This is a genomic window from Bacillus sp. DU-106 (assembly GCF_004799705.1).
Lineage (GTDB): Bacteria > Bacillota > Bacilli > Bacillales > Bacillaceae_G > Bacillus_A > Bacillus_A cereus.
Map to the genome: position 1 here is coordinate 2,905,505 of NZ_CP026607.1, position 24,087 is coordinate 2,929,591.

Consider the following 24,087-nt stretch of genomic DNA (forward strand, 5'->3'; position numbering starts at 1 on the left):
AATCGTTGATATATTATTAGCTTACTTCCCCTTAAATCCCCGATATAAGGCCGTCCGTAACTCTTGCTTATACTCTTCAATTTCTGGCATTTCGAGTTCTTCTGCTAATCTGATAGCTAATTCAATATCATACGGTACTCGTACAAGTTGAATAGAAAAGCTCGCCGCTTCTTTTTCATTATATGTTCCTTCAAATATTAAATAGGAAGCTTGCGTTATTTCAAGTGGGTTTCCTACGCTACCGGCATTACATAACGTTTTCCCTCTGAAATTTTGAACGAACGCTTGGTGAACATCACCGTAACAAACGACATCTGGTTTTCTTTCTCCTTCTATATTTTCTGTCAGATCACTATTTTCGAACATACTAATACGTTCTTCTCTTGAAGCGTGTGGTTGAATTCTTTCATATAAACTTCTCGGTGAAGCGTGAAACATACGAATGAGTTTTCCACTCATAAAAAATTCGATTGAAAATGGTAAACTTCTTAAATAATCATTTTGTTCTTCCGATAATTGTTTTTGATGCCATTTTAATGCTTCAAATTCAGTCGGCTTTGTAATAAAATCATCCCAGTTTCCCATTACGACTACTTCACATTCTTTACGAATGATTTCAATTGCTTCACTGGAATGAGGTCCTTTTCCTACTAAATCTCCAAGACAATTAATGCGCTCGATTCCTCTTAATTTAATATCATTCAACACGGATTCTAATGCTTGAATATTACCATGTATATCTGAAATTACCGCTATTTTGTCCATATAAATTACTCCTTTATTTATTAAATTCGCTTGATTGATACCATTTTGGAATATAGGATGAAAAATCATTATGATCTTCTAAAATTCCATTTAATCTTTCCTTCATATCATCTAATAAATATGGTGTGCTTCGGTTTGTCCATACGATATCAGCCGGGAATATCATTGCTGCATATAATGAGTACAGTTTCCAAAAATGTAGATCAGGTTCTCCTCCGCAATAACCGTGAACTTGTCCAACCGCAAATGGTTTGCTTATATTCGTTGTAAATAGTGCTACTTTATAAAAATCATGAATAGGATCACCAATATCGAATCTAGCAAAATCAATGACAGCCCGAAACTCATTTTGGTCAATCATTATATTAGCCGGATGAAAATCGTCATGTAAAAATACGATGGGACGATTTTTTAATAAATCTTTATGATTTCCTACAAAATCTATCACTGTATTTAAACGAAAAAAGTCTACTTCATATTCTTTCAACGCTTCTAAGTATCTCTCATATTTACTCCATATAGACATTTCCCATGAATTACTTTTATCTTCTTTTTCAACTAAATGAATCTTTTTTAGTACTTCTCCAGCCTTTTTTCCAGCCCTATACTGCTCTTCTGTAGACAACGTTCTTAATATATCTTCACCATCTAATCCATCAATCCATTCAAAAACTTGTACACATTTATTGAATTTAGTAAGACTAATAAAATGAATTAATTTTGGCATAGGAATATGTAAAGAATCTAGCTGCTGCATATATTCATATTCTTCCTGCTTCCGTTCAAAATATGATGAATCGCATACTTTAATAAAATACGAGGCCCCACTCTCTAATTCAATTTTATATTTCTCATCGAATGAAAAGCCTTTTGAAATAACAGTCGCTTTTAACATACGAGGCCATTCTAGTATTCTCTCTATCTCCCTAAGCATTTCTTCCACAACGTTCACCTCTATTAATATATGTACAAACTACCTAGCACTTCATGCTCTCGTTTATTTCCACCTTTAAACTCTACTGCAAATGGATATTCGCCATTCTTATTCAAATGTTCTAGTACTAGCCCTTCTCCAATCGGTTCACAAAACTGCACATGAATATTTCCAAACACTACACTTTGACTCTCAGCATTCCATTTTTCATTTTTCACAACTGAGCTTGTAGATAGTCCCATTACTTTTTTCCATTTCCGTACTGTTTCTCGAACGTTTTTTACTGCGTAATGAATCGTTTCAATTTGTTGCACTTTGTTTTTATGTTCAGTGATCATCCCACTGTTACGTAAATCGTTTCTTCTTTCTTCGTCCGTTTCATTCCACTGTATAAAGAAAGGTAATTTCGGTCCGTTCTCTTCTTGCTTAACAAATAACATTTTCCATTCTAAAAGCCGGCCATCTTTTCTCATGCGTTTCCCTTCAAATGGCCCTATCGTATGTAAGCCGTACTTATTAAAGTTAACTGCTAGCTCCTCAATTGCATCTGTTCGGATCGCGATTTGTAGCATTCCTTCTCCATTTTGTAGTTTCACCACTGTTTCTTGTACTAATGGATTTTCTGCTTCTTTCGCTTTTTCTTCATGCTGAACTGCTAAAAATTCTATGTATGATAAGTCAAAATAACTTAAACTATTCCAAGTACCCCAAGTAGTATGCTCTCCGCCTAATACAGTATGAAATCCAAGCTCCTGCATTTGTTTTGCCGCTTCCTCCGGTGTACATTGCACTGCGTGAACGAGATGATCAAATGCTAACATATTCTTTCTCCCCTTTCTCTCCATCCTTTTATTGTATATTTTATTTTTCTTTCATTCAATTCAAAAACTTTAAAACCTAGTTGATTTATACGATTAATATGTATTATAATGAAACAAATTTAATTATTGCTGATTGGAAAAACCAAAGGCACTTTTCTCATACGGGAAAAGTGTCTTTTTCATTTATTATTACAGGGGGATTATTTATGCAGAAATTAATTGTCTTTGCTATTATTGGATTTTTCGCTCAACTGATCGATGGAGCACTCGGAATGGCGTATGGGGTAACGTCTACTTCACTATTATTAATGTTTGGTATTGCACCGGCTGTAGCTTCCGCATCGGTTCATTTAGCTGAAGTCGTTACAACTGCAGCTTCTGGCGCATCTCATATCAAATTTGGAAACGTTGATAAATATACAGTTTCCAGGCTTACATTACCTGGGGCAATCGGCGCATTTGTTGGGGCATGTTTTTTAAGCAATTTACCTGGTGATGTAATTAAACCGTACATTTCCGTATTTTTATTTACTTTAGGGGTTTATATTTTATTACGATTCATCATTCAAAAACAAATTGTCACTTCAAATAAGCGTATGTCTGCAAAACAACTTGTGCCGCTTGGTTTATTCGCTGGATTCGTTGATTCAACTGGTGGCGGTGGTTGGGGGCCGATTACGACACCTGTTCTTCTAGCAAGAGGAAATGAAGCTAGAAAAGTTATTGGATCTGTAGATACGAGTGAATTTCCTGTTTCACTCGCTGCAACAATCGGCTTCTTCATCTCACTTGGCTGGGAACAAGTAAGCTGGGTTTGGGTATTTTCTCTCATGCTCGGTGGTATCGTAGCGGCACCAATCGCGGCATGGCTAGTTCGCATCGTTCCTTCTCATTTACTTGGCGTATTAGTTGGTGGTCTTATTATCTTTACAAACATTCGTACACTGCTTACTACATTTAAAGTGGATCCAACTATTATTTCACTTTCTTACGTTGCAGTTGGTCTTGTCGTTATTATTTCTATTTTCATTGCTGTTCGTAATCATTCCAATCGTCCTAATACGTCAACGGCTGAGTATCCGAATGATCAGAAGCAAATGCTACCATAACTATAAAAAATACCGCTCAATTTAGAGCGGTATTTTTTATTTTTCTATTTTCCAATTAATCATCATTTCTGTAGCATTTACTCTCTTCATATGTAACTTTTCTAAAACACGCATCGAACTATAATTATCTAGAAGTGTCTCTGCAATTATTGTTTCTACCTCACCTGTTTTGAAAGCCCAATCGATTAGTTCTTTTACAGCTTCTGTTGCATAGCCCTGATTCCAATATTTCTCAATGAATCCATAGCCAATTTCTACTGTTTGATTCTCGTTTGGTTTCCCTTTAAACCCAATATCACCTAAAACGCTATCATCTTCTTTTCGAAGAACATACCACGCCCCCCATGGTAATAAAGTTGCATCTTTTTTTACATTCTTTACATGCCCTACAATATGCGGGCCGCTATTGTATCCTTGCTCGTTAGCGACTTGAATCCTCTCTTCTGTACACGGCACTATATAGAGCCTTTCTGTTTCTAATTTCATTTTGATTTCCCCTTTTCAATTAAACAATACCTCAATTTTACTAAAAATAAAAAGAATATTCATTCTATTTGTTAAATTTATACTTATTCTTTGAAACGAATTTAAGGAATAATCCTCTTTTGATAGTTATGTCGAATTATATTTTTCTGAATTTTCTTTTAATTTAGAGGGTTTTTCAATATTTTTTGCGAAACATTTGTATAACAATTTTTTCTTTGCTTATTGCTACATAATAGTAGGTTCGGGTGGAGTTTTGCAAGCGTTTCCTATACAATAACCGATATTTTTTGACTTTTCCTAACAAAATATCTTGCAATATATTCAGAAAGTCATTACAATTGCCATATATTAAAAATCTTAGCAATATATAAATCCTCATCAATCCGATGAGGTAGAGGTTGCGACTTTTAATAGTAAAACGGACGAGACACAGAGAATGTCAGCTGACTCCGTTTGAAAGGAAAAGTTGCCGAAGTTTATATTTCTTCTCTGGAAATATGAGCTGGGGCTGTCTCCGAAAGGAACAGAACTGTCACGTTTACAAAATTACCGTGTAAACGTGGGGTGCTATCTTAACGGAAGGGTATGATGGGGTGGTTATTTGTGAAACGTTCCGCCAAATTCCTTTGGCGGTTTTTTGTATTTTTCTCCCCCGCTCCTTCCTAACCTACAAGAAAAGGAGTGTTGAACATGAATAGCGCAACAAATCAATCTACCTCTAAAACGCAAACTACACAAGGACAAGGTGAATTAAAACGCGGATTAAAATCTCGTCACCTTACGATGATTTCTCTCGGTGGTACAATTGGTACCGGACTATTTCTTGCCAGCGGTGGTGTCATCCATACAGCTGGACCTGGTGGCGCATTAATTGCATACGCCGCAATTGGAATTATGGTTTATTTTTTAATGACAAGCTTAGCTGAACTTGCAGCTTACATGCCTGTTACTGGATCTTTTAGTACGTATGCAACAAAATTTGTTGATCCATCACTTGGCTTTGCACTTGGATGGAACTATTGGTATAACTGGGCAATTACGATTGCTGCTGAACTTGCAGCCGTAACATTAATTATGAAATTTTGGTTCCCAGATACCCCTTCTCTTATTTGGAGCGGATTATGTTTAGCTATTATTTTCCTTTTAAACTATTTATCTGTTAAAGGGTTTGGTGAATCTGAATATTGGTTCGCACTTATTAAAGTAGTTACGATTATTATCTTTTTAATTGTTGGTTTCATGATGATTTTTGGAATTATGGGCGGTGAAACGGTTGGATTTAAAAACTTCACTGTTGCAGATGCACCATTTAACGGCGGTATCATGGCAATTATCGGTGTGTTTATGGCAGCTGGTTTCTCATTCCAAGGTACTGAACTATTAGGAGTAGCTGCTGGTGAAACATCTGATCCAGAACGTAATATCCCAAAAGCAATTCGTTCAATCTTTTGGCGTATTCTTTTATTCTATATCCTTGCGATTCTCGTTATCGGTTTATTAATTCCTTATACAACTGAAAGTCTTGCTGCAAGTGATGTTACAGTAAGTCCGTTTACACTTATTTTTGAAAAAGCGGGCGTTGCCTTTGCTGCTTCTGTTATGAACGCTGTTATTTTAACGGCAGTACTATCTGCTGGTAACTCTGGTATGTATGCATCAACTCGTATGCTTTGGGATTTAGCTCGCCAAGGAAAAGCACCAAAGTTTCTTGGTAAATTAGATAGCCGCGGTGTACCTGTTAACGCATTAATCGTAACATCAATTGTCGGTAGTATCGCTTTCATTGCTTCTTTATTCGGTGACGGTGTTGTATACATTTGGTTATTAAATGCATCAGGAATGTCTGGCTTTATCGCTTGGGTCGGCATTGCAATTAGTCATTACCGTTTCCGTAAAGCATATATTGCACAAGGAAAAGATTTGAAAGACTTACCATATAGAGCAAAATGGTTCCCATTTGGTCCAATCTTCGCATTTACACTTTGTATCATCGTAATTTTAGGACAAAACTACGGCGCATTTATGGGTGAATCAATCGATTGGAATGGCGTACTCGTTTCTTACATCGGTTTACCACTCTTCTTAGTACTATGGTTAGGATATAAATTTACGAAAAAAACAAAAGTGATTCCACTTGATAAATGTGAACTAAAATAAAGTGAAACGAGCAAACAAATTTGTTTGCTCGTTTTTTGTTGCAAACCTCTTTCCTTCCCTATTGCTCCTGTTTTTGCCATAATAGAAGAAATATAAATAAAAGGTTGGGATACAATGAACATTCGCATTACTGATGAAGCAAAAGCAGCTATACATAGATTAGAACGTGAAGACAAAAAGATCATTCGCATTAGAGGAACAATGACAAACTCTTGTAGTATTTTCGTTGATGTCGATTTAATTTGGGATACATTTAACGCAGATGATGTTGTATATGAAGATGCGGAGCTTATCGTACAAATGGATTCATTTACGAAAGACTACACTGGTGATACAGTGAAGCTTGATTATAAGACGACAGGTTTTAGTATTACGACTCCGAGTGAGACTTTGGTTTATGGATTGTCGATTAAAAAATAAAAATTGTTTTCATTTGACCACCGAGGTGAAAAAATGGGTAAATATGTTCCGTTAAAATTTTTATTTAATGAAGAATTAGCAGAAAAAATAGCTGATTCTATTTGTAAACACGATCCTTGTTTCTCTAAAAGCATCTTTGTAGATTCTGTAGCTTGTAAAGTTGAAAATTTAGAGTTAAAACAGCGTATTGAAGTAATTGCAGATGAATTACACAATGCTTTACAAAAAGATTTTAATGCCGCAATACATATATTACTGAAAACATTAGGACCAGAAAATACAACCGGAGTAGGCACATTTACAAATGGATATATGTACATGCCTGTTGCAAAATACGTTGAAAAATATGGGCTTAACGATTTTAAAATCTCGTTTAATGCAATGTATGAAATAACGAAAAGGAATACTGCTGAATATGCCATTCGGCCCTTTCTTGAAACATACCATGAAGATACACTAAACATATTACAACAGTGGATTCATGACGAAAACAGCCACATTAGGAGATTAGTTTCTGAAGGTACAAGACCAAGGCTTCCTTGGGCTAAAAAAATAGGAGCTCTAAAAGGTGATTTTCAGTACAATTTACAACTTCTTGAACCATTAATGAATGACCCTTCTAAATATGTTCAAAAATCTGTAGCCAATCATATTAACGATATTACGAAAGAAGATAAAGAACTCGTTTTTCAGTGGTTACAGCAATTACGTGATAAACAGCATCCTATTAATCCTTGGATTATAAAACATGGGTTAAGAACAGTTATTAAAAATGGTAATTTACCAAAAGATTTTTGTTTTTGAGTATATTAAACAAAAACGCTATCTTTTCCTATGATTCTAGAAAAAGAATAGCGTTTTTTTACTCGTCCAGTATTTAGTAGGTATAACTTTTTATATTTCAAAAGACTTTTCTCTCTAAAAATATTTTTCATACAAATTTTCACATTCTAAAAAATCTATAAATTTCTTATAATGTGTCACTGTTCTTTCTAAAGCAATCATTAAAACAAAAATAAAATAAATTGCTTGGATTCCATTCATATAATTAAAGAGTGATTCAAATATATATACAATACTTGCAATCATAGAACAAAACCATAAATAAAACTTCATTTTCAGCTTTTTAATTTTTTGCTTAGTTGTCTTACAATACTGGCCATGAACTCTTATAAACAAATAAATTGCTGTATGTAAAATAATAATTGAAAATTGAAAACTTCGATTGTCCTCCGAACTAAATTCAGAAAAATCTATTTCTAATGAATGTAATACTATCCAAATAGAAAATAAAGATAGCAGAAATACATATAAAAAACCAATTAATAATTCAAAAATAAAGAGCCAAGGTTTATTTATGATTGAGTAAAATGGATTTAGATATTTTATGGTTAATAAAAATTTTCTCACTAAATCAGTAATAATAATTGATGTATTAGTTATATTCATATAGAAAAGTAATGTTATTGGAACTAATAACATTATAGTGATGCCCCAAACAGTAATCTTAATGCCTGATATAAAGAAAACAGCTCCATAAATTATAACTGAAAAAATAAAAGTTGATACTGGAACAAACATTAAAAATGTAAAAGTTCTTATTAAGATTAAATCCCCTAAAAAATCTTTTATTATGGAAACGTGTATTTTTTCCTCCTTGTATTTTTTCACAGTATCAACTATGTCTTTCTCAGATAAAAGAAAACACTTCAATCTATTAAACATAAAAAAACCCCTTTATATTAAAAAGATTAAAATATATACCAAACTGTTATTAAAATTTCATAAAAATAATTGTAAATCTTGTATAAGCATTTTTTTCACTTTCAACTGTAATTAAGGCGTGATGTGCCTCTATAATAGCTTTGACAAGTGCCAATCCAATTCCGGTCGATCCGTGCTTTTTAGAACTACTTGATTTATAGAATCGTTCAAAAATATGGGGTAATTCTTCAGCTGAAATTCCCTCTCCAAAGTCTTGGATTACTAGTTCTGTATAGATTGGAGAATTTTTGGCCTGAATCATTATTTTACCACCGGGTTTAGAATGTTCGATTGCATTCTTCAACAGGTTTAACAAAGCTTCCTGCATCCATAATTTGTCGTGAATAACGACTATTTCTCTTGGTGCATTCCAATCAATCAAAATATTTTTATCACTTATCATGCTTTGCAAGCGATTTAGTACTTCCTCAGTCGTATCTACTAAATTCCCTGGCTCTTTATCAAACGAAATCGCTTTTGCATCAATTTTTGCTACTTTTAACAAATTCTGAATTAAGATATTCATTCTAGAAATCTGAATATCATTATTTTGTAGTAATTGAGCTTGTTGCTCTCGGGATAGTTTCTCATTTAACAACATTTCATTATAGATAGAAATAGTTGAAAGCGGCGTTTTTAACTGATGAGATATATCCTGCAACATTTCTCCTAAAAACCGTTTCTCTTCAAGCAAATCATGCATATTTTTTCTAATGATATCCCTCATTGAACGAAATGAAATCGCCAGTTTCGCGAAATCCCCCTCTTTATTTTCATTGATGACAACCGAGTAATCTCCCTCGATTAACTTTTTTGCAGCTCTAGTAAGCTGGCTAATCTTATTGAAAATAATTTTTTGTTGCATGTAGTTTGCAACAAAAAGTAAAAATCCAAAAGCAATCAATCCCCACATCATAAATTGATTGTGATTAATAATTAGATTATTTAAGTGAGGAAAAAATTTTGAATCCAAGTCTTCATATAATCCATATTGCTTTAGGATCTCTGTCCCTTTTTCCTGATATTTACTTGAGTGAGACGAATGACTTGATAAGACTTTCATAATTTCCGCTTCATTTTCTGGATTCTGCTCTACCAACCTAGCTGTAATTTCCCCCCATGTTGCAATAGAGTCTCTTTTCAAATGATCATAAAATAATTGTTGAATAATAAATTGGTAAATCACAAATATAGATAAAAGGACGGCTAGTATCGTCATATAGCTTTTTAACTCGGTATTTTTCATTATCTTGCTCACCCAATCACGTCCTTGCTCCAACGATAACCATATCCTCTTTCGGTAACGATAAACTGTGGTTTTTGAGGATTGTCTTCAACTTTAGCTCTTAAACGCTTTATGTATACAGATAACGTGTTTTCATCAAAAAAAGCATTTTCTCCTTCTGTTATTTGTTGTAGGAGTTCATCTCTTTTTAATGCTTTGTGAGAATTCTTCATGAAATTCAATAGCAGCTTGTATTCTAAATTCGTCAATGTAATACTTTCACAATTTTTATAAACCTTGACTAGGTTCGTATCGATTCTTATATTCTCAGATCTTAAAATTTGAGATGGCGTTTCTAGCGACGCTTGTTTACGCAATTGTACTTTCACTCTGGCCATGAGTTCCCTAACCCGAAAAGGTTTGGTTATATAATCATCACCGCCTATATCCAGCCCCATTACCACATTTGCTTCTTCATCTAGTGCAGTTAAGAAAATAATAATCGAATTCTCGTTTTTCTTTTTAAAATACAAACATAAGTCATAACCATTACCATCTGGTAGGCCGATATCAAGGATGGACAAATCAAATGTATTGTGAACAAACTGGTGTTTAGCTTCTTTTACACTGGACGCTCTAATCACCTCATAACCTTCATTTCTCAATGAAAATTCGATGGCTATGCCAAGAGCTTCATCATCTTCAACTAGTAATATTTTTTTATTCAAGTATGCCCTCTCCTTTTTTCCCCTAGCTTATACTCCAATTACAATAGCCTGGCTATAATCTAGCCAGGCTTATAATATTATTGTTCTCTAATATTATCAATAATATTATCTTGTTGAATTTTTTTCAATGGATTTAAGACTGATAAATAACTAATTATTAAAGCTGAAACAAACGTAATGATACAAGCCTCATAGGGAATCGTCCATGTCATTTTCAACATATCAGATATAGCTAAATATATAATATAAGACAATATACAGCCAAAAAAGATTCCTTGTAAACTTCCAGAAAAACCGTAAATCAAAGCTTCATAGGTAATCATTTTTTTCAAATCCTTTTGTGACATACCAATGGATTTCAAAGCGGCCAATTCTTTTCGTCTAGTCATGATACTTATAGTTATAGTATTGAGGATATTAACGCTACTAATTAAAGAAATGACTGTGATGAAACCATATGCAAGCACTTGTAAAGTAAGTTTTTCTTCTTTTTTTGTTTTATTTTCTTGATAATTATTTACGATTGTAATGGTATAGCTTTTTCCAATCGTGTTTTCTATTTCCTTTACTGTCGCGGAAGATTGAGTTACATCCTTTAATTTAGTTTCAAAGCTATTCTCCTGTTTTTCGTATACTTTAGATATATTTTCAAGTGATTTCAATTGATGCAAAACTTGTTCACTTTCAGCTAAATGATCTGGATTATTATCCACTATCTTAATTGTAATATCCGATTTAACAGATAACTTATCAAAAGATTTAGATGCAAATGCAACACTCATTAAATACGAGAAAGTAATAAATAACACACTACTTATAATAATTGATAAGATTGTAATGGTATAGCGATTTTTATTTCGCTTAACATTTTTCATAGCCATGCTCAAAGGAATAGATAAAGGTTTTTTCACCATGGAATTCTTTTGTTTTTTGATTTGTTCCTTTTTAATTGACAACCTGCTACTAATTGCCAACAAAGGGGAGATTTTCCCTGCAAAATAAGCTGGGTACAAACTTGACGCTATTACAGAAAGCAAGGTAATAATCGAACTGATTATTAAAATATTCCAATCAACATAAAATATCGAGACCGCTTTACTATTTTCCATTAAAAGTGAAAAAGTGAACTGCAGAGAGGCAAGTGCTATTAGGCTACATATAATTCCAATTGGTATAGCGATAACAGCCAGAAAAGTAGCTTCTCTCAGAACGATTTGTCTAATTTGCTTTCGTGTTGCACCAATGCTTCTCAACAAGCCAAACTGCCTCGTTCGTTCTACGACACTGATTTGAAAAGCGTTGTAAATCACAACAATTGTCGCTATCACAACAATGCTGATTGTAATAATTAGCGTAGCCATAATCGAATTATTGTAACCTGGTTTCTCTAATTGAATTAATTCATTACTTATATTAATATTATTTTCTCCGGAAATGGCCTTGAGTCCCTCTAAAACCTCATTAAAGTTTGCTTTTGAGCTAATTCCAACTAATATTTTTCCTTCACCAGCGCTAAACTTACTCTTATAGGTTAGTAACCGTCCCACCTTATTTTCCTGTGTATATGTACTATTACTTAGAAAACCAACCAATTTGTATTTTTTTTCATTTAATTCGAATGAATCACCTATTTGAATATTTTCTTTTATATAAGGTAATACCCAGGGATCAACAGCAACTTCTTGATCATTAGATGGCAATCTGCCCTTAATAATACTGTATTTTAAAAATTCCAAGGCGTTATCATCAGCAAAATTCATTTGTACAGCAGCCTCTCCAACTTGGACTGTTTCTCCCTGTGACATTAAACCAAATGATTCAATTTGCGGGTTATATTTAATTTTTTTCAATATCGATTCATCGTAATTTAATACAACGGCATGAAAAGAATACCCTTGCCTCTTTTTCGTATTCTCGATTTGAGAAATCTGAGTACCGTTCATAAATAGGCCGATTGTAGAAATTAACGATACAGAGAGTACGATTCCTATCAAAGTTAAAATTGTTCGTTTCTTATTTCCCTTTAAGTATCTCCTGCTTAATTGTTTATAATTACCAATCAAGATTAGTTTCCTCCCGTCTTAGGCTTATTCGTGGATAGCCACTGATCGGAAATGATTTGGCCATCTTCAATTGTAATAATACGGTCAGAAGTTGATGCAATTTTTAAATCGTGAGTAATCAATACAATAGTTTGATTATATTTTTTTGCTGTCAATCTTAATAAATCCATGACTTCTTTTGTATTTTGAGTATCCAGATTTCCTGTAGGTTCATCAGCTAAGATTAAATGTGGGCGATTTATAAGTGCCCTCCCAATCGAAACCCGTTGTTGCTGACCTCCTGATAATTCAGATGGTAAATGATTTCGTCTTTCATGAAGTCCCAGAATTTCAATAATTTCGTCCATATAAGGATTATCTACAGGTTCATTATCTAGTAAAGTGGGTAAAGCTATATTCTCTTGTACATTCAATACAGGAATTAAATTAAAGAACTGAAATATAAAACCAACTTTTCTTCTTCTAAATATCGAAAGTTCATTATCTGAATAATTATAAATATTGTTCTCTCCAATAAATACTTGTCCTGAACTCGGACGGTCCAACCCTCCCAAAATATGTAACAATGTACTTTTACCTGAGCCAGAAGCTCCTACGATTGATACAAATTCCCCTTGCTGTATAGAAAGATTTATGCCCTTCAAAGCATCTACCCTACTATTTCCTTCACCATAACTTTTGACTACATTTTCTATTCTTACGATTTCCATTTATATCACCTTCTTATCATTTTAAGTTAGTCTTGTACCTCTACAAAGTTTATTTTATACTGATTATTCGATGAGACCTTATCAATCTGTTGTAAAACTTTATCTACTTCTTGTTTGTTTTTATAATCAAAATCACGTTTTTTAAATTGAATTAATTTCATTATTGACTCTGATTCAGAAATTGCATTATAGTCTTGGTCTTTTAGAATAACAAGGTTCATTGGGGCATACCCAATCCAAAGTTGCTGTTTAACATACTGGGCAGATACCATCTTACCGTTCAAATTCAACTGGTTATTTTCAAAATTATCAACCATAGAATCCTTAGCCGCATAAGAAAATAATAGATTCTGATCACTAGATACTTTATTTTTATCTTTCACCCTCTCAGAAATAATAGATGCTAAATTTGGATCTTTTCTAGCTCTTAGAAGTCCCTTATTAAATAATTTTAACGCGGTAGAACTATTAATAACTGCATATTCTGTAGTGTTGATTTCAAATTCTTCATTTGTATCATTTTGTTTCTTATCTTCTTCTGATAATGGACTCCTTTTTGTTGTTGTGACGTACTTTACCTTATAGTCTATTGATTGTTTAGTGTCATCTTTAAACTCTTGTTTAACTTTTTCTACGTCAGTTGCAGTACCACTAACTAGAATCCCATCGACTGGTTGTCCTGGACCTTGCACATAACGTTTTACTCCTAATCCTATTCCTATAAAAATAGCAATAACAACCGTATAACTTATAATTTTTTTCATTAGAATACTCCTTTAGTAAATGATTTATATCTGGATTATAGATGAGTTTTTTTCATAAGTTAATGACTTCTATCTAACTATGTGACTTCTAATCTTACAATTTTGTAAGATTAGTATTCCTCATGCTCAACAAGCTAAATTTATATAATAATAATCTTATACGTTATTATTCTCTTTTTTTATTGAAACGGGTCGAATCACAGGCAATAACCCGACCTATAATGATTAATGTTACAGATAATAACTTAAGGCCCGTCTTATATATAATCTAAATCTTTAAAATAAACAAAGGATATTACTCCTAATACAGCACCAACTACCCCCAGCATCAAACCCTTATACTTTTGTATAAACATCTTATTCCTCTTTTCGTACAAATAAATTATTCCATATATAACAATACTAAATTATGGAATGTTTCAAAGAATTAAAACGTTTTTATATTCAGTTTATATGTCTACTTCTTTACTTATCCCATAGATAAGTAAATCCAAAGGGATACAAAAACGTCACTTCTTTTATAAACAGTACGACTTTATTGTTACTTAATAGTAGTGAGAAATATCACATATCTCATAAAAGGGCTGGGCGGAAATTTAAGTTTACTAAATACCTTTTCTAAAGTTTGAGTGCAACCTTTTTCTGTACACTCCATCCAATCTTTCATCAAACAACTACCTTATCCCATAATTTCAAAGGATTCCCACTCGATTATCCCGAATATATAAATTACTATTCTCACAAGGAGCGAATTTATATGAATCTATTCGAACACGAAATGTAAAACCGTTCCCCTTTCATAAGAGGTCCTCCTTTTTTCTTTTCTCACCATATCATTTACTTACAAAATAGGAGGATACAATTATGAAACGTGATCCATTATTTTTAACTTTATTAGAAAGTGCAAATACACATTTTAGCGGTTGGGATTTTTCTTTCATTTCAGAAACGGGTCGAATGAAGAGCGAGCCTTTATCGTGGTCGTACGGCAGTACTGCTTTCCAACTTATGCAACGCGCTAAATCAATGCTAGATATGGGAACTGGCGGCGGAGAGTTTTTATCTATGTTACAACCGTTCCCGTCAACTATTTATGCTACTGAGGGCTATGCTCCAAACGTGCCAATTGCTCGAAAGAAATTAGAGCCTTTAGGGGTTACTGTTGTAGAGGTGAACGATGATACTGCATTGCCATTTCAAGATGGTCAGTTTAATCTAATCCTAAACCAACATGAATCATATGCTGCTTCTGAAGTAAAAAGAATCCTTTCTCAAAATGGGATTTTCCTTACACAACAAGTTGGTGGTCTCGATTGTGTGGAACTTAATGAGCAATTTAACGCACCGCTAAATAACGAATTTGCAAGTTGGTCACTTGAAGCAGCATGTAGTGAGTTAGAGGAAACTGGATTTACTATTTTAGAAGCAAAGGAAGAATTCCCTTTCCAACGCTTTTATGATATTGGCGCTATCGTCTACTATTTAAAAGCGATTCCGTGGCAAATTCCTGATTTTACTGTCGAAAGGTATTATGAGGAGTTATATCGTATACATGAAATTATCTTACAAAAAGGATATTTTGATGTGAAGCAACATCGATTTATGATTAAGGCGATTCACAGCTAACAAAAAGGAGGCGGCAAAGCCACCTCTTTTTTGTTCCGTTTACGTATGTTCTCTACGCTTTCACCATAAGAAAAGTTATATCATACATACTACAATTCTGACCAATAAATTGTATTTCTGAAACATATAATCACTTCGTATATATAATGAGAACAAAACGTGATTTTTCACTATCCTCTTCTATTGAGAAATGAGTTGTTTTTCATATCGCTTGTTCGCATCATCTTCTGTCAAACATGCAGTTGTGTAATTAATAATATTCCGGTTATCGTACGTGAATATATGTTTTAACTTATTTTCTTCTGTTATTACTGTCGGTAAGTATTTTGGTAAGTTGCTAACTACACCTCTATTATCACCATCTAATATCCAATCAATTTCTTTCCATTCTAATAATCCTTCAGCCGTACGTAATGGTGTATTCATTTGCATTCCATCTGGAAAATCAGCAACGAACACATACATTCCTTCACTAGCCTGGGGCTCATCTTTACCTTTAAAAACAACAGTCCCTTTATACGTTACACTTGAAAGTTCTATACCCGTTTCCTCAAACGTTTCTCTAATTATTCCTTCGTATGGCGTTTCATTCTCTTCTATTTTTCCTCCAACACCATTCCACATCCCCATATTCGGCTTTTTATTTCTATTTAATAGCAGTATTTTATCGCTTTTTCTAATAAAACAAATTGTGTATTTGTACATACGATCATTTCCTTTCATTTTCCACATGAGTTATTTGGCTTATTTTCAAGTAAAAACACTCGCCTTACAATTCCTTACTACATAATATATAGTACAACTTTCATGCGTAAACACTTTACGTCAAACGAGAGAATCCTTTTTAGAAAGGAGAATTTAAAATCGATAATATAAGCAATGAATTTCTAAACCAATATTACAACAGCCTCGTGTGGTTAAACGATACACACTGGTTCGGGGTTCCAATCTGTAAACTTCCCTCTGATCTCTTTTTGTATCAAGAAATTATTTATGAATTAAAGCCCGATTTAATTATTGAATGCGGGACTTTTCACGGTGGTAGTGCACTGTATTTAGCTTCTATGTTAGATTTAATTGGAAAAGGTCACGTACTTACTATCGATATAACTCCGCAGCCAAATCGGCCATCACATAATCGGATTACGTATTTAACAGCATCTTCTGTTTCTGTGCAGGCCATCCAAACAATTGTAAGCATGCGCAAACCTGATGATGTGGTTTTAGTTATTTTAGATTCTGATCATAGTAAAGAACATGTCTCCAAAGAACTATTACTATATAAATCTATCGTCACTACTGGCAGTTATATGATTGTAGAAGATACCTCCATTAATGGAAATCCGCTTCTTCCCGATTGGGGTCCTGGCCCGATGGAAGCTGTGGATGAGTTTTTAACTAAAAATAATAACTTCATAATCGACGAGTCTAAACATAAATTTTTCATATCATTTAATCCAAAAGGTTTTTTAAAGAAAATAAAGTGAAACTTTAATAAGTGGGGTTTTGCTCATCCCCCACTTATTCTATCATTTTCATTTTTGAAAAAGGATAATATACAAATTCCACCTTGCCTATTATGTTATCTTCTTCAATATATCCTAAGCCATTTCGACTATCTCTACTTACTTCGCGGTTATCTCCCATTACAAATAACTTATTTGGCGGAATTTTTGTCTTTTGAAAATTATAAAACACTTGTGTGTTGTTAAATAAATCTTTGTTTGTATATGGTTCTTCTTGCTTTTTATCGTTCACATATACCTTTCCGTTCGTTATGTTAATTACATCACCAGGAAGCCCTATTACACGTTTCACATAATATTTCGATTCATCCTCTTCTTTTATAATGACAATTTCTCCGTGTTGTAAATTAGAAAGACGTACTACCGCTTTATTTACAAATACGTAGTCTTCTTCATATAAAGTCGGCTGCATCGATTCCCCTTCCACCTTACATAAAGTAAAAGAATGGTAGCCTATGACTATCACCAATATAAATAGTATGTACTTTCCCCAGCCTCTCTTAATCTCCTTTTTCATATCCATTCCCACCTTATAAAGCGCTTTTTAACTCAAAAAATATATCACTGCACAATATGTTTCCATGCAGTGATACTATTTTTACTGTGCCTTGTTCGGTTGTTCTACTGGAATTGAATTTGCATCTGATCTATTTGTTTTTAATTCAAAATACGCATCCAAAATCTCTTTACCAATCGCAGAATTAATTCCTGATTTATCATCATTCACCCATGGTACAACAACTGAAAAAGCTACTTCCGGATCAGCATCATATGGTGCATAACCGGCAAGAGTTAAATTATAACATTTTTTTCGGTTGTTGTTCTCATCTCTTCCAATATCACTTTCTCCACCATATACTGTCTCAGCTGTTCCTGTTTTTCCCGCTGGTTTATATGGTAGACCTTTAAACGTTCCGGTACCTGTTCCGTCAGCTTCTTGAAAAACTCTTCTAAATCCTTCTTTTACATGATTAATGTACGAAGTGTCCATATCCACTCTATTTAATACAACTGGTTCAATCGACCGAACGACTTTTCCTACATCCTCTGGTCTATTCGGTTGCTCTCTAACTTCTTGTACAATTTGTGGTTTCATTCGGTAACCGCCATTTGCAATTGTGGAAATATATTGTGCAAGCTGAAGCGGCGTATATGTATCATACTGTCCAATCGCGTAATCAAGTAAAAATCCAGGTATGTTATCAGTTCTACCTACTTGACCAATTGATTCATTTGGCAGGTCAATACCAGTCGACACACCTAGGCCAAATTGTCTAAAATAGTAGCGCATTTTATTAAATGTTTCTTGTTTAATGTCTAATGGATTGTTTGGGACATAATTAATGCCTGCCATTTTTAAAGCCGTATTAAACATATAAACGTTCGATGACACTTGCAAAGCTCTTAAATCATCAATATCCCCAAATTCTTTCCACGATTTCTTCGGCTTAGAACTTCCTTTAAAATACATTGGCGCATCAAAGAAGTGTGTATACGGCTTAATCGCTTCTGTTTGATATCCAGTTAATAAAGTAGCCCCTTTTACAGTTGACCCTAACTCGTAAGAACTTGTCATCGTTCCTAATGCATAATCTTCTATTTGCATACCGCCATCTTTATTTACAATTTTCTTTCCTGCCATTGATAAAATTTGACCGTTTTTCGGATTCATCATTACTACGAACGCACGATCCATCATCGGCTCTGCAGCATGAAAGGCTCGTAAATTCTTTTCAAGGCTGCCCTCTACTCTTTTCTGTAAATCCATATCGACTGTTAACATCAAGTTATTTCCACTTTTTCCTTCAGTCACTTTTTCTGTTCGAACAATCTTCCCTGCTTTATCCATAATATTTTTAGACTGTTCCTTCGTTCCATGTAGTGCATCTTCATATTGTTTTTCAATGTAACTTTTACCAATACGGTCGTTTCGATTATAATCACGAACTAAATAATAATCTAATTGTTCTCTTGGCAATCCTTCATTTTCATTAGAAACGCTACCTAGTATAGAGCGCAGTATTTTATCATTTGGGTATTCACGTTCCCAATCTACTGTCGTATCTACCCCTGGTAAGCTTGCCAACCTTTCACTAACGACAGCATATTCATTTTGACTTACATCTTTTTTAACGATTTGCGGCGTCATTTTATATCCCGCATTCATTTTGCTTTTAATTACTAATACTTCTATATCTTCCTTTGAAAGCTCATTTAATTCTTCTTGTGTAATTCTTTCCCGGCGCAGTTCTTCTACTTTTTTATCTAACTCTTTTCCTTCTATTTCTTGCTTTCTAAATTTACTCTCATCTTCTTTCGTTACTTTCGCTGCTGCCCGCTTTTCATTTAACTGCATCCAAAAATCTTTCTTATCTGTCTCTGTTAACTTATCCATGTCCTCTTGCGACATTTCAATTAGCTTAGCTAAATCTCTTGCTACTTGTAAAACTTCTTTCGAGTCTACTCCTCTCATTTTCGTATATGTAACGGTTCGCAATGGTTTATTATTTACAATAACGTGACCTTGTCGATCAAACATTTTCCCTCTAGGAACGGGAGTACTTACCGTTACATCTTCCTTTTTGTTTACTTCATTTCTATACGTTTCTCCATCAATGATTTGTACTTTACCTAATTGAATTATAATAGCTGAAAATAAAAGAAAGACAATAAAAAATAGTACATTTAACCGAAATGGAATATGAGTCTTTTTCTTTTTCGATTGTTTTTTCTGCTCCTTTTTCTGTCTCATTTCGCTCCCTCGCTTCATTCTATTAACATTTCTACGCAAAATCATTATGTATCAAATTTATTTATATGATATATATAGAATTTTATATTAATTATAAAAGAAATAAAAGATTTAATTTTCAGTTTTTTGTTTTTACATCCTATTTATTACCATTCCCTTAATGCACAATAACATGAATATTATTCTAAAAGAAAAATGGGGCAAATTGATTTTTATAAATTATAGAGATGTTGTTACTACATTATCAAAATGTTTTCATATGGCTTAAAACAGTGATTACTCAAATAAAAAACTGAGGCAGATACCTCAGTTTTTTCGATAACTTATTTCATTGAAGATAACCCTTCAACAAACTCACCAATCTTATTTTGAAAAACAAAATCAAAGTTATATTCCTGTCCTGTTAACTCTTCATTTACTAAAATAGTTGTTGCTCCTACTTCCCTCTTTGCAATTTGCGGGAATGAAGCGACAGGCTGTACTTTTAGTGATGTTCCCATAACGATAAGCACATCTGTTTCATATAAACGTTTGATAGCATTTTGATATTGCGGCAGTGTATCTCCGTATAAAACAACGTCTGGATTTAAAATGAAATTACACTTCTCACAACGCGGTACTTCATGATCAATCATATACTGTAAATCATAGCCTGATTTACATTTTGGACAATGTGCTGTTTGAAGTGTTCCATGTAAATCAATGACATGCTTACTGCCACCTAATTGATGTAAACCGTCAATATTTTGCGTTAAAATCGTAATATCTTTCCCTTGTTCTTCTAGCTCAGCTAAAAAGCGATGGCCACGATTTGGTTTATATTGATGGAACGTATTAATTTGAAAGATTTCTTTATAATGCTTCCAAAATTCTTTCGGACTTCGGTTATAGTACCCTCTTGATAAGTACATCTCCACATTCGCATCAGCATACAATCCATTTGCTGAACGAAAATCTGGAATACCACTTTCCGTACTTGCACCAGCGCCTGTTAATACTGTAATTTTCTTCGCTTTTTCTAAAATTGAACGTACTTCTTCAAATTGTTGCACAAAAATCACCTCTATGTATTTTCCTATTCTTATTATACCAGTTGTTTACAGGAGGTGTTGTACAATTCATTTTACTTAATGCGTTGCGCCCCCAACCTCTACAATATCTACCTTAACTGTCGTCGTTACTTCGATTGCCAATTCTATCCCCTTACGAATAGTAGAAAGTGACATACTCGGTTGCCCTGGATAATTACTCGCTTGTTCTGGTAAAAACGGAATATGAATGAATCCGCCTTTTATTTTCTTATCATGTTTCTCTAGTTCATGCATAAGTCCATAGAATAAGTGATTACAAACGAATGTGCCTGCCGTCTGTGAAACAGATGACGGTATACCCTCTTCGCGAAGTTTTTTTACGATTGCTTTCATCGGAAGTGTAGACCAATACGCAATCGCTCCTTCTTCTACAACCGGTACATCTACCGGCTGATTCCCTTCATTGTCAGCGATTCTTGCATCATCAATATTAATTGCGATACGTTCTATCGTAATATCTGGTCTGCCCCCAGCTTGTCCAATGCATATAATAATTTCCGGCGCTAGTTCTTCTATATACTCTTTTAATACGCTTATTGATTTATGAAATACAGTTGGTACTTGTTTGCTTATTATCTTGTATTCTCCAATTGTTTTTTCATGCAAACCTTTTGCTACTTCCCAAGCTGGATTGATATTTTCTCCGCCGAACGGATCAAACCCTGTTAATAATACTGTTTTCATAGTTTTATCCTCCTAATTAGAAACGATATACTAGGCCGTACATAATAAACATATTTATGATAAAAATTGAAAGAGCAATTGGTACTTGCGCTTTAATAACCGCATTTTTATCCTTTAGCTCTAAAAGCATCGCAGGTACGATATTAAAGTTTGCTGCCATTGGAGTAAGCAGCGTTCCGCAATATCCAGCAAACATACCGAGTGCTGCCATAATTGCTGGGTTTCCGCCGTGCATTTGAACTATTAAAGGTAAGCCAATTCCGCCAGTAATAACAGCAAACGCTGCGAATGCATTTCCCATTACGACTGTAAATAGCATCATGCCTAAACAGTACGCCATAACGGCAACGAACGGATACTCTGTCGGTAGCACTTGTCCGACTAAGTCTGAAACAACTTGTCCAACGCCAGACTTCGCGAATATACCGCCAAGTGCTGCTAACATTTGTGGTAAAATTACAGCCCAGCCAACAGCTTGTAATAGTCTGCTTCCTTCTTGTACAGGTGTTGTTATTTTTGATTTTGTAATACGCATCGCCGCAACAAATGCGAGTAATGCACCAAGCGCTAGTGCAACTAATGTTACTTTATCTGGATCAACAAGAGAGACATTTCCCCATTTAATTTTCCCTAAGGTCAACGTACCGATAATTGTAAAAATAGGAATTAATAGTGCAGGCATAAAAATTTTATTTTTTAATTTCTCAGCATGTTTCACACGTTCTTGTACTGGAACTTCTTTTTCCTCTGATTTTGTTACTTTATTTAGCGAGGCTAAAACGACCATAGCGAGCACGATACAGCCAACGTAAAACGAAGGAATTACATTTCCAAATAAAAATGTAACTGCAAACAATGCCCAAAATAAACTAGAACCGAATCTGTTTGGATGTTCACGATCGAATGCGATACGAACAGCGATAAAAGCAACGATTATCCCTAATACATAATAGATTGTATCCATTGTGATGATGTTCATATTAGATTGCCTCCTTCTCTTCTTTTCCTTCTGCCTTCATTGTTTTCTCTATATATTTATCAAACCTTCTAAATCTAATCCAGCTTACAATAAGTGCAGATATTGCTGTCGGAATGCCCCAAAGTGCCATATCCCATACTCCGACATGCATACCTACTGAATCGAAGAATCCTTTCATTAATAAAATAGCTCCAGTTGCGATGAAAATATCTTCTCCGAAAAACCAAGCTGTATTTTCAGCAGCTGCTGCGTTTGCTTTAATCTTTTCTCTTAATTTTTCAGGAAGTTTACCGTATTTACCTTGCGCGGCCCCTTCTGCCATCGGTGCAACGAGCGGCCTTACTGTTTGCGCATGCCCACCAATATTAAGCCCTAGTGCTGCTGATGATTCTCTTATCGTAAAATATGACATTAATACTCTTCCAGTTGTTGCTCCTTTTGATTTCGTTATAAGTGCTTCTGCTCTTTCTTTTAAACCGTAACGCTCTAAAATTCCGATTACCGGTAAAGTTAATATAATTGGCATAGACATATATCTATTTTCTATGAAAAATTTACCGAACATGCTGATCACATCATAAAAACTTAATCCTGAAACCATACCAGTAACAATACCTGCAACCATAACTACTAAAAGTGTATTTAATCTAAATAAAAAGCCCACTGCAACAAGTAGTATTCCGATTAATTTAATCATCCCAGCTCTTCCCCCTATTTTTTATTTCGGTGCACAAATAGAAATATCATTAAGTTTGAATGTTCTGTATATTTTTTTGGCAAATTGCACTGCTTTTTCCCCATCACCGTGTAAACAAATTGTTTGCGCCTGAACTGCTACTTTCTCTCCATTGACCGCATTTACATGGCCTTCTTTCACCATTTGAAGTACTTGCTTTATCGCTTCGTCTTCATCTTTTATAAGCGCATTTTCTTCTGTACGGCTCGTTAATGTACCATCTTGCTTATATGTACGATCCGCAAAAGCCTCTTGTACAAGAGTTACTTTGTATTTTTCTGCAGCCTGTATAAACGCCTCGCTATTTGCTAATCCATAAAGTAATAGACTTGGATTTATATGATAAATTGCCTTTGCAATTGCATCTGCAATTTCCGGATTAGACGCCGCCATATTATATAAGGCACCGTGCGGCTTTACATGCTGCATTTTCCCGCCTGCCGCTTTCACAAATGCGTCTAATGCGCCTGTTTGATATAGAACATAATCGTATACTTCACTTGCTGAAACATTCATGTTTCTTCTACCAAATCCAATTAAATCAGGAAATCCAGGATGCGCCCCTATTGCTACGTTATGCTCCAAAGCTTTTTCAACAGTTTGACGCATAATAGACGGATCACCCGCATGAAAACCGCAAGCAACGTTTATAGAGGAAACGAACGGAAGAATCTCATCATCATTCCCCATTTTATAAGCGCCAAAACTTTCTCCTAAATCACAGTTTAAATCGATTGTAGTCATAAT

At 34.2% G+C, this 24,087-nt stretch carries 24 protein-coding genes and 1 riboswitch; of the genes, 6 read left to right on the plus strand and 18 right to left on the minus strand.

Annotated elements, in window-relative coordinates; genetic code table 11:
- Positions 1 to 21 precede the first annotated feature (21 nt).
- The 3 genes from C3Y97_RS14890 to C3Y97_RS14900 are packed head-to-tail and all read right to left on the minus strand — an operon-like array spanning position 22 to position 2,520.
- Positions 22 to 765 carry a metallophosphoesterase family protein gene (locus C3Y97_RS14890; protein WP_136363492.1) on the minus strand — a complete coding sequence of 248 codons (744 nt, stop codon included), beginning with the start codon at positions 763 to 765 and terminating at the stop codon, positions 22 to 24.
- Between the two features lie 13 nt (positions 766 to 778).
- Positions 779 to 1,708, minus strand: a complete 930-nt coding sequence (locus C3Y97_RS14895) for an aminoglycoside phosphotransferase family protein (RefSeq protein WP_000392077.1) — start codon at positions 1,706 to 1,708, stop codon at positions 779 to 781.
- 14 nt (positions 1,709 to 1,722) lie between these two features.
- Positions 1,723 to 2,520 (minus strand): VOC family protein, encoded by a 798-nt coding sequence (locus C3Y97_RS14900; protein ID WP_000879126.1) that lies wholly within the window; start codon positions 2,518 to 2,520, stop codon positions 1,723 to 1,725.
- A gap of 98 nt (positions 2,521 to 2,618) precedes the next feature.
- Here C3Y97_RS14900 and C3Y97_RS14905 point away from each other — a divergent pair, with 98 nt between their 5' ends.
- On the plus strand, positions 2,619 to 3,629 hold the full coding sequence (locus C3Y97_RS14905; protein ID WP_002024365.1) for a sulfite exporter TauE/SafE family protein: 1,011 nt from the start codon (positions 2,619 to 2,621) through the stop codon (positions 3,627 to 3,629).
- A 36-nt stretch (positions 3,630 to 3,665) separates the two neighbouring features.
- On the opposite strand, the gene C3Y97_RS14910 is transcribed toward C3Y97_RS14905, so the two are convergent.
- On the minus strand, positions 3,666 to 4,115 hold the full coding sequence (locus C3Y97_RS14910) for a GNAT family N-acetyltransferase (protein ID WP_000764606.1): 450 nt from the start codon (positions 4,113 to 4,115) through the stop codon (positions 3,666 to 3,668).
- Between the two features lie 384 nt (positions 4,116 to 4,499).
- Positions 4,500 to 4,693, plus strand: a riboswitch (Lysine riboswitch).
- Positions 4,694 to 4,805: 112 nt separating this feature from the next.
- Between C3Y97_RS14910 and C3Y97_RS14915 the strand changes: the two genes are divergently transcribed.
- The 3 genes from C3Y97_RS14915 (at position 4,806) to C3Y97_RS14925 (ending at position 7,496) form a co-directional block, all read left to right on the plus strand.
- Positions 4,806 to 6,272 (plus strand): amino acid permease, encoded by a 1,467-nt coding sequence (locus C3Y97_RS14915; protein WP_001083395.1) that lies wholly within the window; start codon positions 4,806 to 4,808, stop codon positions 6,270 to 6,272.
- A 114-nt stretch (positions 6,273 to 6,386) separates the two neighbouring features.
- Entirely contained in the window at positions 6,387 to 6,692 is a 306-nt protein-coding gene (locus tag C3Y97_RS14920; RefSeq protein WP_002026004.1) for an iron-sulfur cluster biosynthesis family protein, read from the plus strand.
- Between the two features lie 33 nt (positions 6,693 to 6,725).
- Entirely contained in the window at positions 6,726 to 7,496 is a 771-nt protein-coding gene (locus C3Y97_RS14925; protein ID WP_000521694.1) for a DNA alkylation repair protein, read from the plus strand.
- Positions 7,497 to 7,610: 114 nt separating this feature from the next.
- Here C3Y97_RS14925 and C3Y97_RS14930 read toward each other — a convergent pair whose 3' ends face one another.
- From C3Y97_RS14930 to C3Y97_RS14955, 6 genes are all read right to left on the minus strand, one after another.
- Complete coding sequence (locus tag C3Y97_RS14930) at positions 7,611 to 8,417, minus strand: hypothetical protein (protein ID WP_000483291.1); 807 nt, start codon at positions 8,415 to 8,417, stop codon at positions 7,611 to 7,613.
- A gap of 49 nt (positions 8,418 to 8,466) precedes the next feature.
- Positions 8,467 to 9,702, minus strand: coding sequence for a HAMP domain-containing sensor histidine kinase (locus C3Y97_RS14935; RefSeq protein ID WP_136363738.1), 1,236 nt, complete (start codon positions 9,700 to 9,702; stop codon positions 8,467 to 8,469).
- An 8-nt stretch (positions 9,703 to 9,710) separates the two neighbouring features.
- The gene (locus tag C3Y97_RS14940; protein WP_001035093.1) at positions 9,711 to 10,409 is read right to left on the minus strand and encodes a response regulator transcription factor; all 699 of its coding nucleotides are present in this window, start codon (positions 10,407 to 10,409) and stop codon (positions 9,711 to 9,713) included.
- A 77-nt stretch (positions 10,410 to 10,486) separates the two neighbouring features.
- Complete coding sequence (locus tag C3Y97_RS14945) at positions 10,487 to 12,472, minus strand: ABC transporter permease (RefSeq protein WP_136363493.1); 1,986 nt, start codon at positions 12,470 to 12,472, stop codon at positions 10,487 to 10,489.
- Between the two features lie 2 nt (positions 12,473 to 12,474).
- Complete coding sequence (locus C3Y97_RS14950) at positions 12,475 to 13,182, minus strand: ABC transporter ATP-binding protein (RefSeq protein ID WP_000407086.1); 708 nt, start codon at positions 13,180 to 13,182, stop codon at positions 12,475 to 12,477.
- Between the two features lie 26 nt (positions 13,183 to 13,208).
- The gene (locus tag C3Y97_RS14955; protein WP_136363494.1) at positions 13,209 to 13,946 is read right to left on the minus strand and encodes a lipoprotein BA_5634 family protein; all 738 of its coding nucleotides are present in this window, start codon (positions 13,944 to 13,946) and stop codon (positions 13,209 to 13,211) included.
- A gap of 864 nt (positions 13,947 to 14,810) precedes the next feature.
- Between C3Y97_RS14955 and C3Y97_RS14960 the strand changes: the two genes are divergently transcribed.
- Positions 14,811 to 15,572 (plus strand): class I SAM-dependent methyltransferase, encoded by a 762-nt coding sequence (locus tag C3Y97_RS14960; protein WP_000817574.1) that lies wholly within the window; start codon positions 14,811 to 14,813, stop codon positions 15,570 to 15,572.
- Positions 15,573 to 15,752: 180 nt separating this feature from the next.
- Here C3Y97_RS14960 and C3Y97_RS14965 read toward each other — a convergent pair whose 3' ends face one another.
- Entirely contained in the window at positions 15,753 to 16,277 is a 525-nt protein-coding gene (locus C3Y97_RS14965; protein ID WP_002182860.1) for an NUDIX hydrolase, read from the minus strand.
- Between the two features lie 158 nt (positions 16,278 to 16,435).
- On the opposite strand from C3Y97_RS14965, the gene C3Y97_RS14975 reads away from it, so the two are divergent.
- Positions 16,436 to 17,059 carry a cephalosporin hydroxylase family protein gene (locus C3Y97_RS14975; RefSeq protein WP_265736937.1) on the plus strand — a complete coding sequence of 208 codons (624 nt, stop codon included), beginning with the start codon at positions 16,436 to 16,438 and terminating at the stop codon, positions 17,057 to 17,059.
- A gap of 34 nt (positions 17,060 to 17,093) precedes the next feature.
- Here the strand turns inward: C3Y97_RS14975 and lepB are convergent, their stop codons facing one another.
- The 7 genes from lepB to pxpA all read right to left on the minus strand — a co-directional run bounded on the left by lepB (position 17,094) and on the right by pxpA (position 24,084).
- Positions 17,094 to 17,615 (minus strand): signal peptidase I, encoded by a 522-nt coding sequence (gene lepB, locus C3Y97_RS14980; RefSeq protein WP_002094069.1) that lies wholly within the window; start codon positions 17,613 to 17,615, stop codon positions 17,094 to 17,096.
- 81 nt (positions 17,616 to 17,696) lie between these two features.
- The gene (locus tag C3Y97_RS14985) at positions 17,697 to 19,850 is read right to left on the minus strand and encodes a peptidoglycan D,D-transpeptidase FtsI family protein (RefSeq protein ID WP_136363495.1); all 2,154 of its coding nucleotides are present in this window, start codon (positions 19,848 to 19,850) and stop codon (positions 17,697 to 17,699) included.
- A gap of 323 nt (positions 19,851 to 20,173) precedes the next feature.
- A complete protein-coding gene (locus C3Y97_RS14990; protein ID WP_001183803.1) occupies positions 20,174 to 20,902 on the minus strand; it encodes an NAD-dependent protein deacylase in 729 nt (242 codons plus the stop codon).
- Between the two features lie 75 nt (positions 20,903 to 20,977).
- A complete protein-coding gene (gene pcp, locus C3Y97_RS14995; RefSeq protein ID WP_000859708.1) occupies positions 20,978 to 21,625 on the minus strand; it encodes a pyroglutamyl-peptidase I in 648 nt (215 codons plus the stop codon).
- A gap of 16 nt (positions 21,626 to 21,641) precedes the next feature.
- Positions 21,642 to 22,604: a DUF979 domain-containing protein gene (locus tag C3Y97_RS15000; RefSeq protein WP_001021658.1), complete on the minus strand. Its 963-nt coding sequence runs from the start codon at positions 22,602 to 22,604 to the stop codon at positions 21,642 to 21,644.
- A 1-nt stretch (position 22,605) separates the two neighbouring features.
- On the minus strand, positions 22,606 to 23,301 hold the full coding sequence (locus C3Y97_RS15005) for a DUF969 domain-containing protein (protein WP_000593392.1): 696 nt from the start codon (positions 23,299 to 23,301) through the stop codon (positions 22,606 to 22,608).
- Between the two features lie 21 nt (positions 23,302 to 23,322).
- Complete coding sequence (gene pxpA, locus C3Y97_RS15010; RefSeq protein WP_000207316.1) at positions 23,323 to 24,084, minus strand: 5-oxoprolinase subunit PxpA; 762 nt, start codon at positions 24,082 to 24,084, stop codon at positions 23,323 to 23,325.
- Between the last annotated feature and the right edge of the window lie 3 nt (positions 24,085 to 24,087).

Bases quoted from the DNA above. Each gene is read 5' to 3' on its own strand.
- C3Y97_RS14890 (WP_136363492.1), bottom strand. From the start codon at position 765: ATGGACAAAATAGCGGTAATTTCAGATATACATGGTAATATTCAAGCA.
- C3Y97_RS14900 (WP_000879126.1), bottom strand. From the start codon at position 2,520: ATGTTAGCATTTGATCATCTCGTTCACGCAGTGCAATGTACACCGGAG.
- C3Y97_RS14905 (WP_002024365.1), top strand. From the start codon at position 2,619: ATGTATTATAATGAAACAAATTTAATTATTGCTGATTGGAAAAACCAA.
- C3Y97_RS14910 (WP_000764606.1), bottom strand. From the start codon at position 4,115: ATGAAATTAGAAACAGAAAGGCTCTATATAGTGCCGTGTACAGAAGAG.
- C3Y97_RS14915 (WP_001083395.1), top strand. From the start codon at position 4,806: ATGAATAGCGCAACAAATCAATCTACCTCTAAAACGCAAACTACACAA.
- C3Y97_RS14920 (WP_002026004.1), top strand. From the start codon at position 6,387: ATGAACATTCGCATTACTGATGAAGCAAAAGCAGCTATACATAGATTA.
- C3Y97_RS14925 (WP_000521694.1), top strand. From the start codon at position 6,726: ATGGGTAAATATGTTCCGTTAAAATTTTTATTTAATGAAGAATTAGCA.
- C3Y97_RS14930 (WP_000483291.1), bottom strand. From the start codon at position 8,417: ATGTTTAATAGATTGAAGTGTTTTCTTTTATCTGAGAAAGACATAGTT.
- C3Y97_RS14935 (WP_136363738.1), bottom strand. From the start codon at position 9,702: ATGAAAAATACCGAGTTAAAAAGCTATATGACGATACTAGCCGTCCTT.
- C3Y97_RS14950 (WP_000407086.1), bottom strand. From the start codon at position 13,182: ATGGAAATCGTAAGAATAGAAAATGTAGTCAAAAGTTATGGTGAAGGA.
- C3Y97_RS14955 (WP_136363494.1), bottom strand. From the start codon at position 13,946: ATGAAAAAAATTATAAGTTATACGGTTGTTATTGCTATTTTTATAGGA.
- C3Y97_RS14960 (WP_000817574.1), top strand. From the start codon at position 14,811: ATGAAACGTGATCCATTATTTTTAACTTTATTAGAAAGTGCAAATACA.
- C3Y97_RS14965 (WP_002182860.1), bottom strand. From the start codon at position 16,277: ATGTACAAATACACAATTTGTTTTATTAGAAAAAGCGATAAAATACTG.
- lepB (WP_002094069.1), bottom strand. From the start codon at position 17,615: ATGAAAAAGGAGATTAAGAGAGGCTGGGGAAAGTACATACTATTTATA.
- C3Y97_RS14985 (WP_136363495.1), bottom strand. From the start codon at position 19,850: ATGAGACAGAAAAAGGAGCAGAAAAAACAATCGAAAAAGAAAAAGACT.
- pcp (WP_000859708.1), bottom strand. From the start codon at position 21,625: ATGAAAACAGTATTATTAACAGGGTTTGATCCGTTCGGCGGAGAAAAT.
- C3Y97_RS15000 (WP_001021658.1), bottom strand. From the start codon at position 22,604: ATGAACATCATCACAATGGATACAATCTATTATGTATTAGGGATAATC.
- C3Y97_RS15005 (WP_000593392.1), bottom strand. From the start codon at position 23,301: ATGATTAAATTAATCGGAATACTACTTGTTGCAGTGGGCTTTTTATTT.
- pxpA (WP_000207316.1), bottom strand. From the start codon at position 24,084: ATGACTACAATCGATTTAAACTGTGATTTAGGAGAAAGTTTTGGCGCT.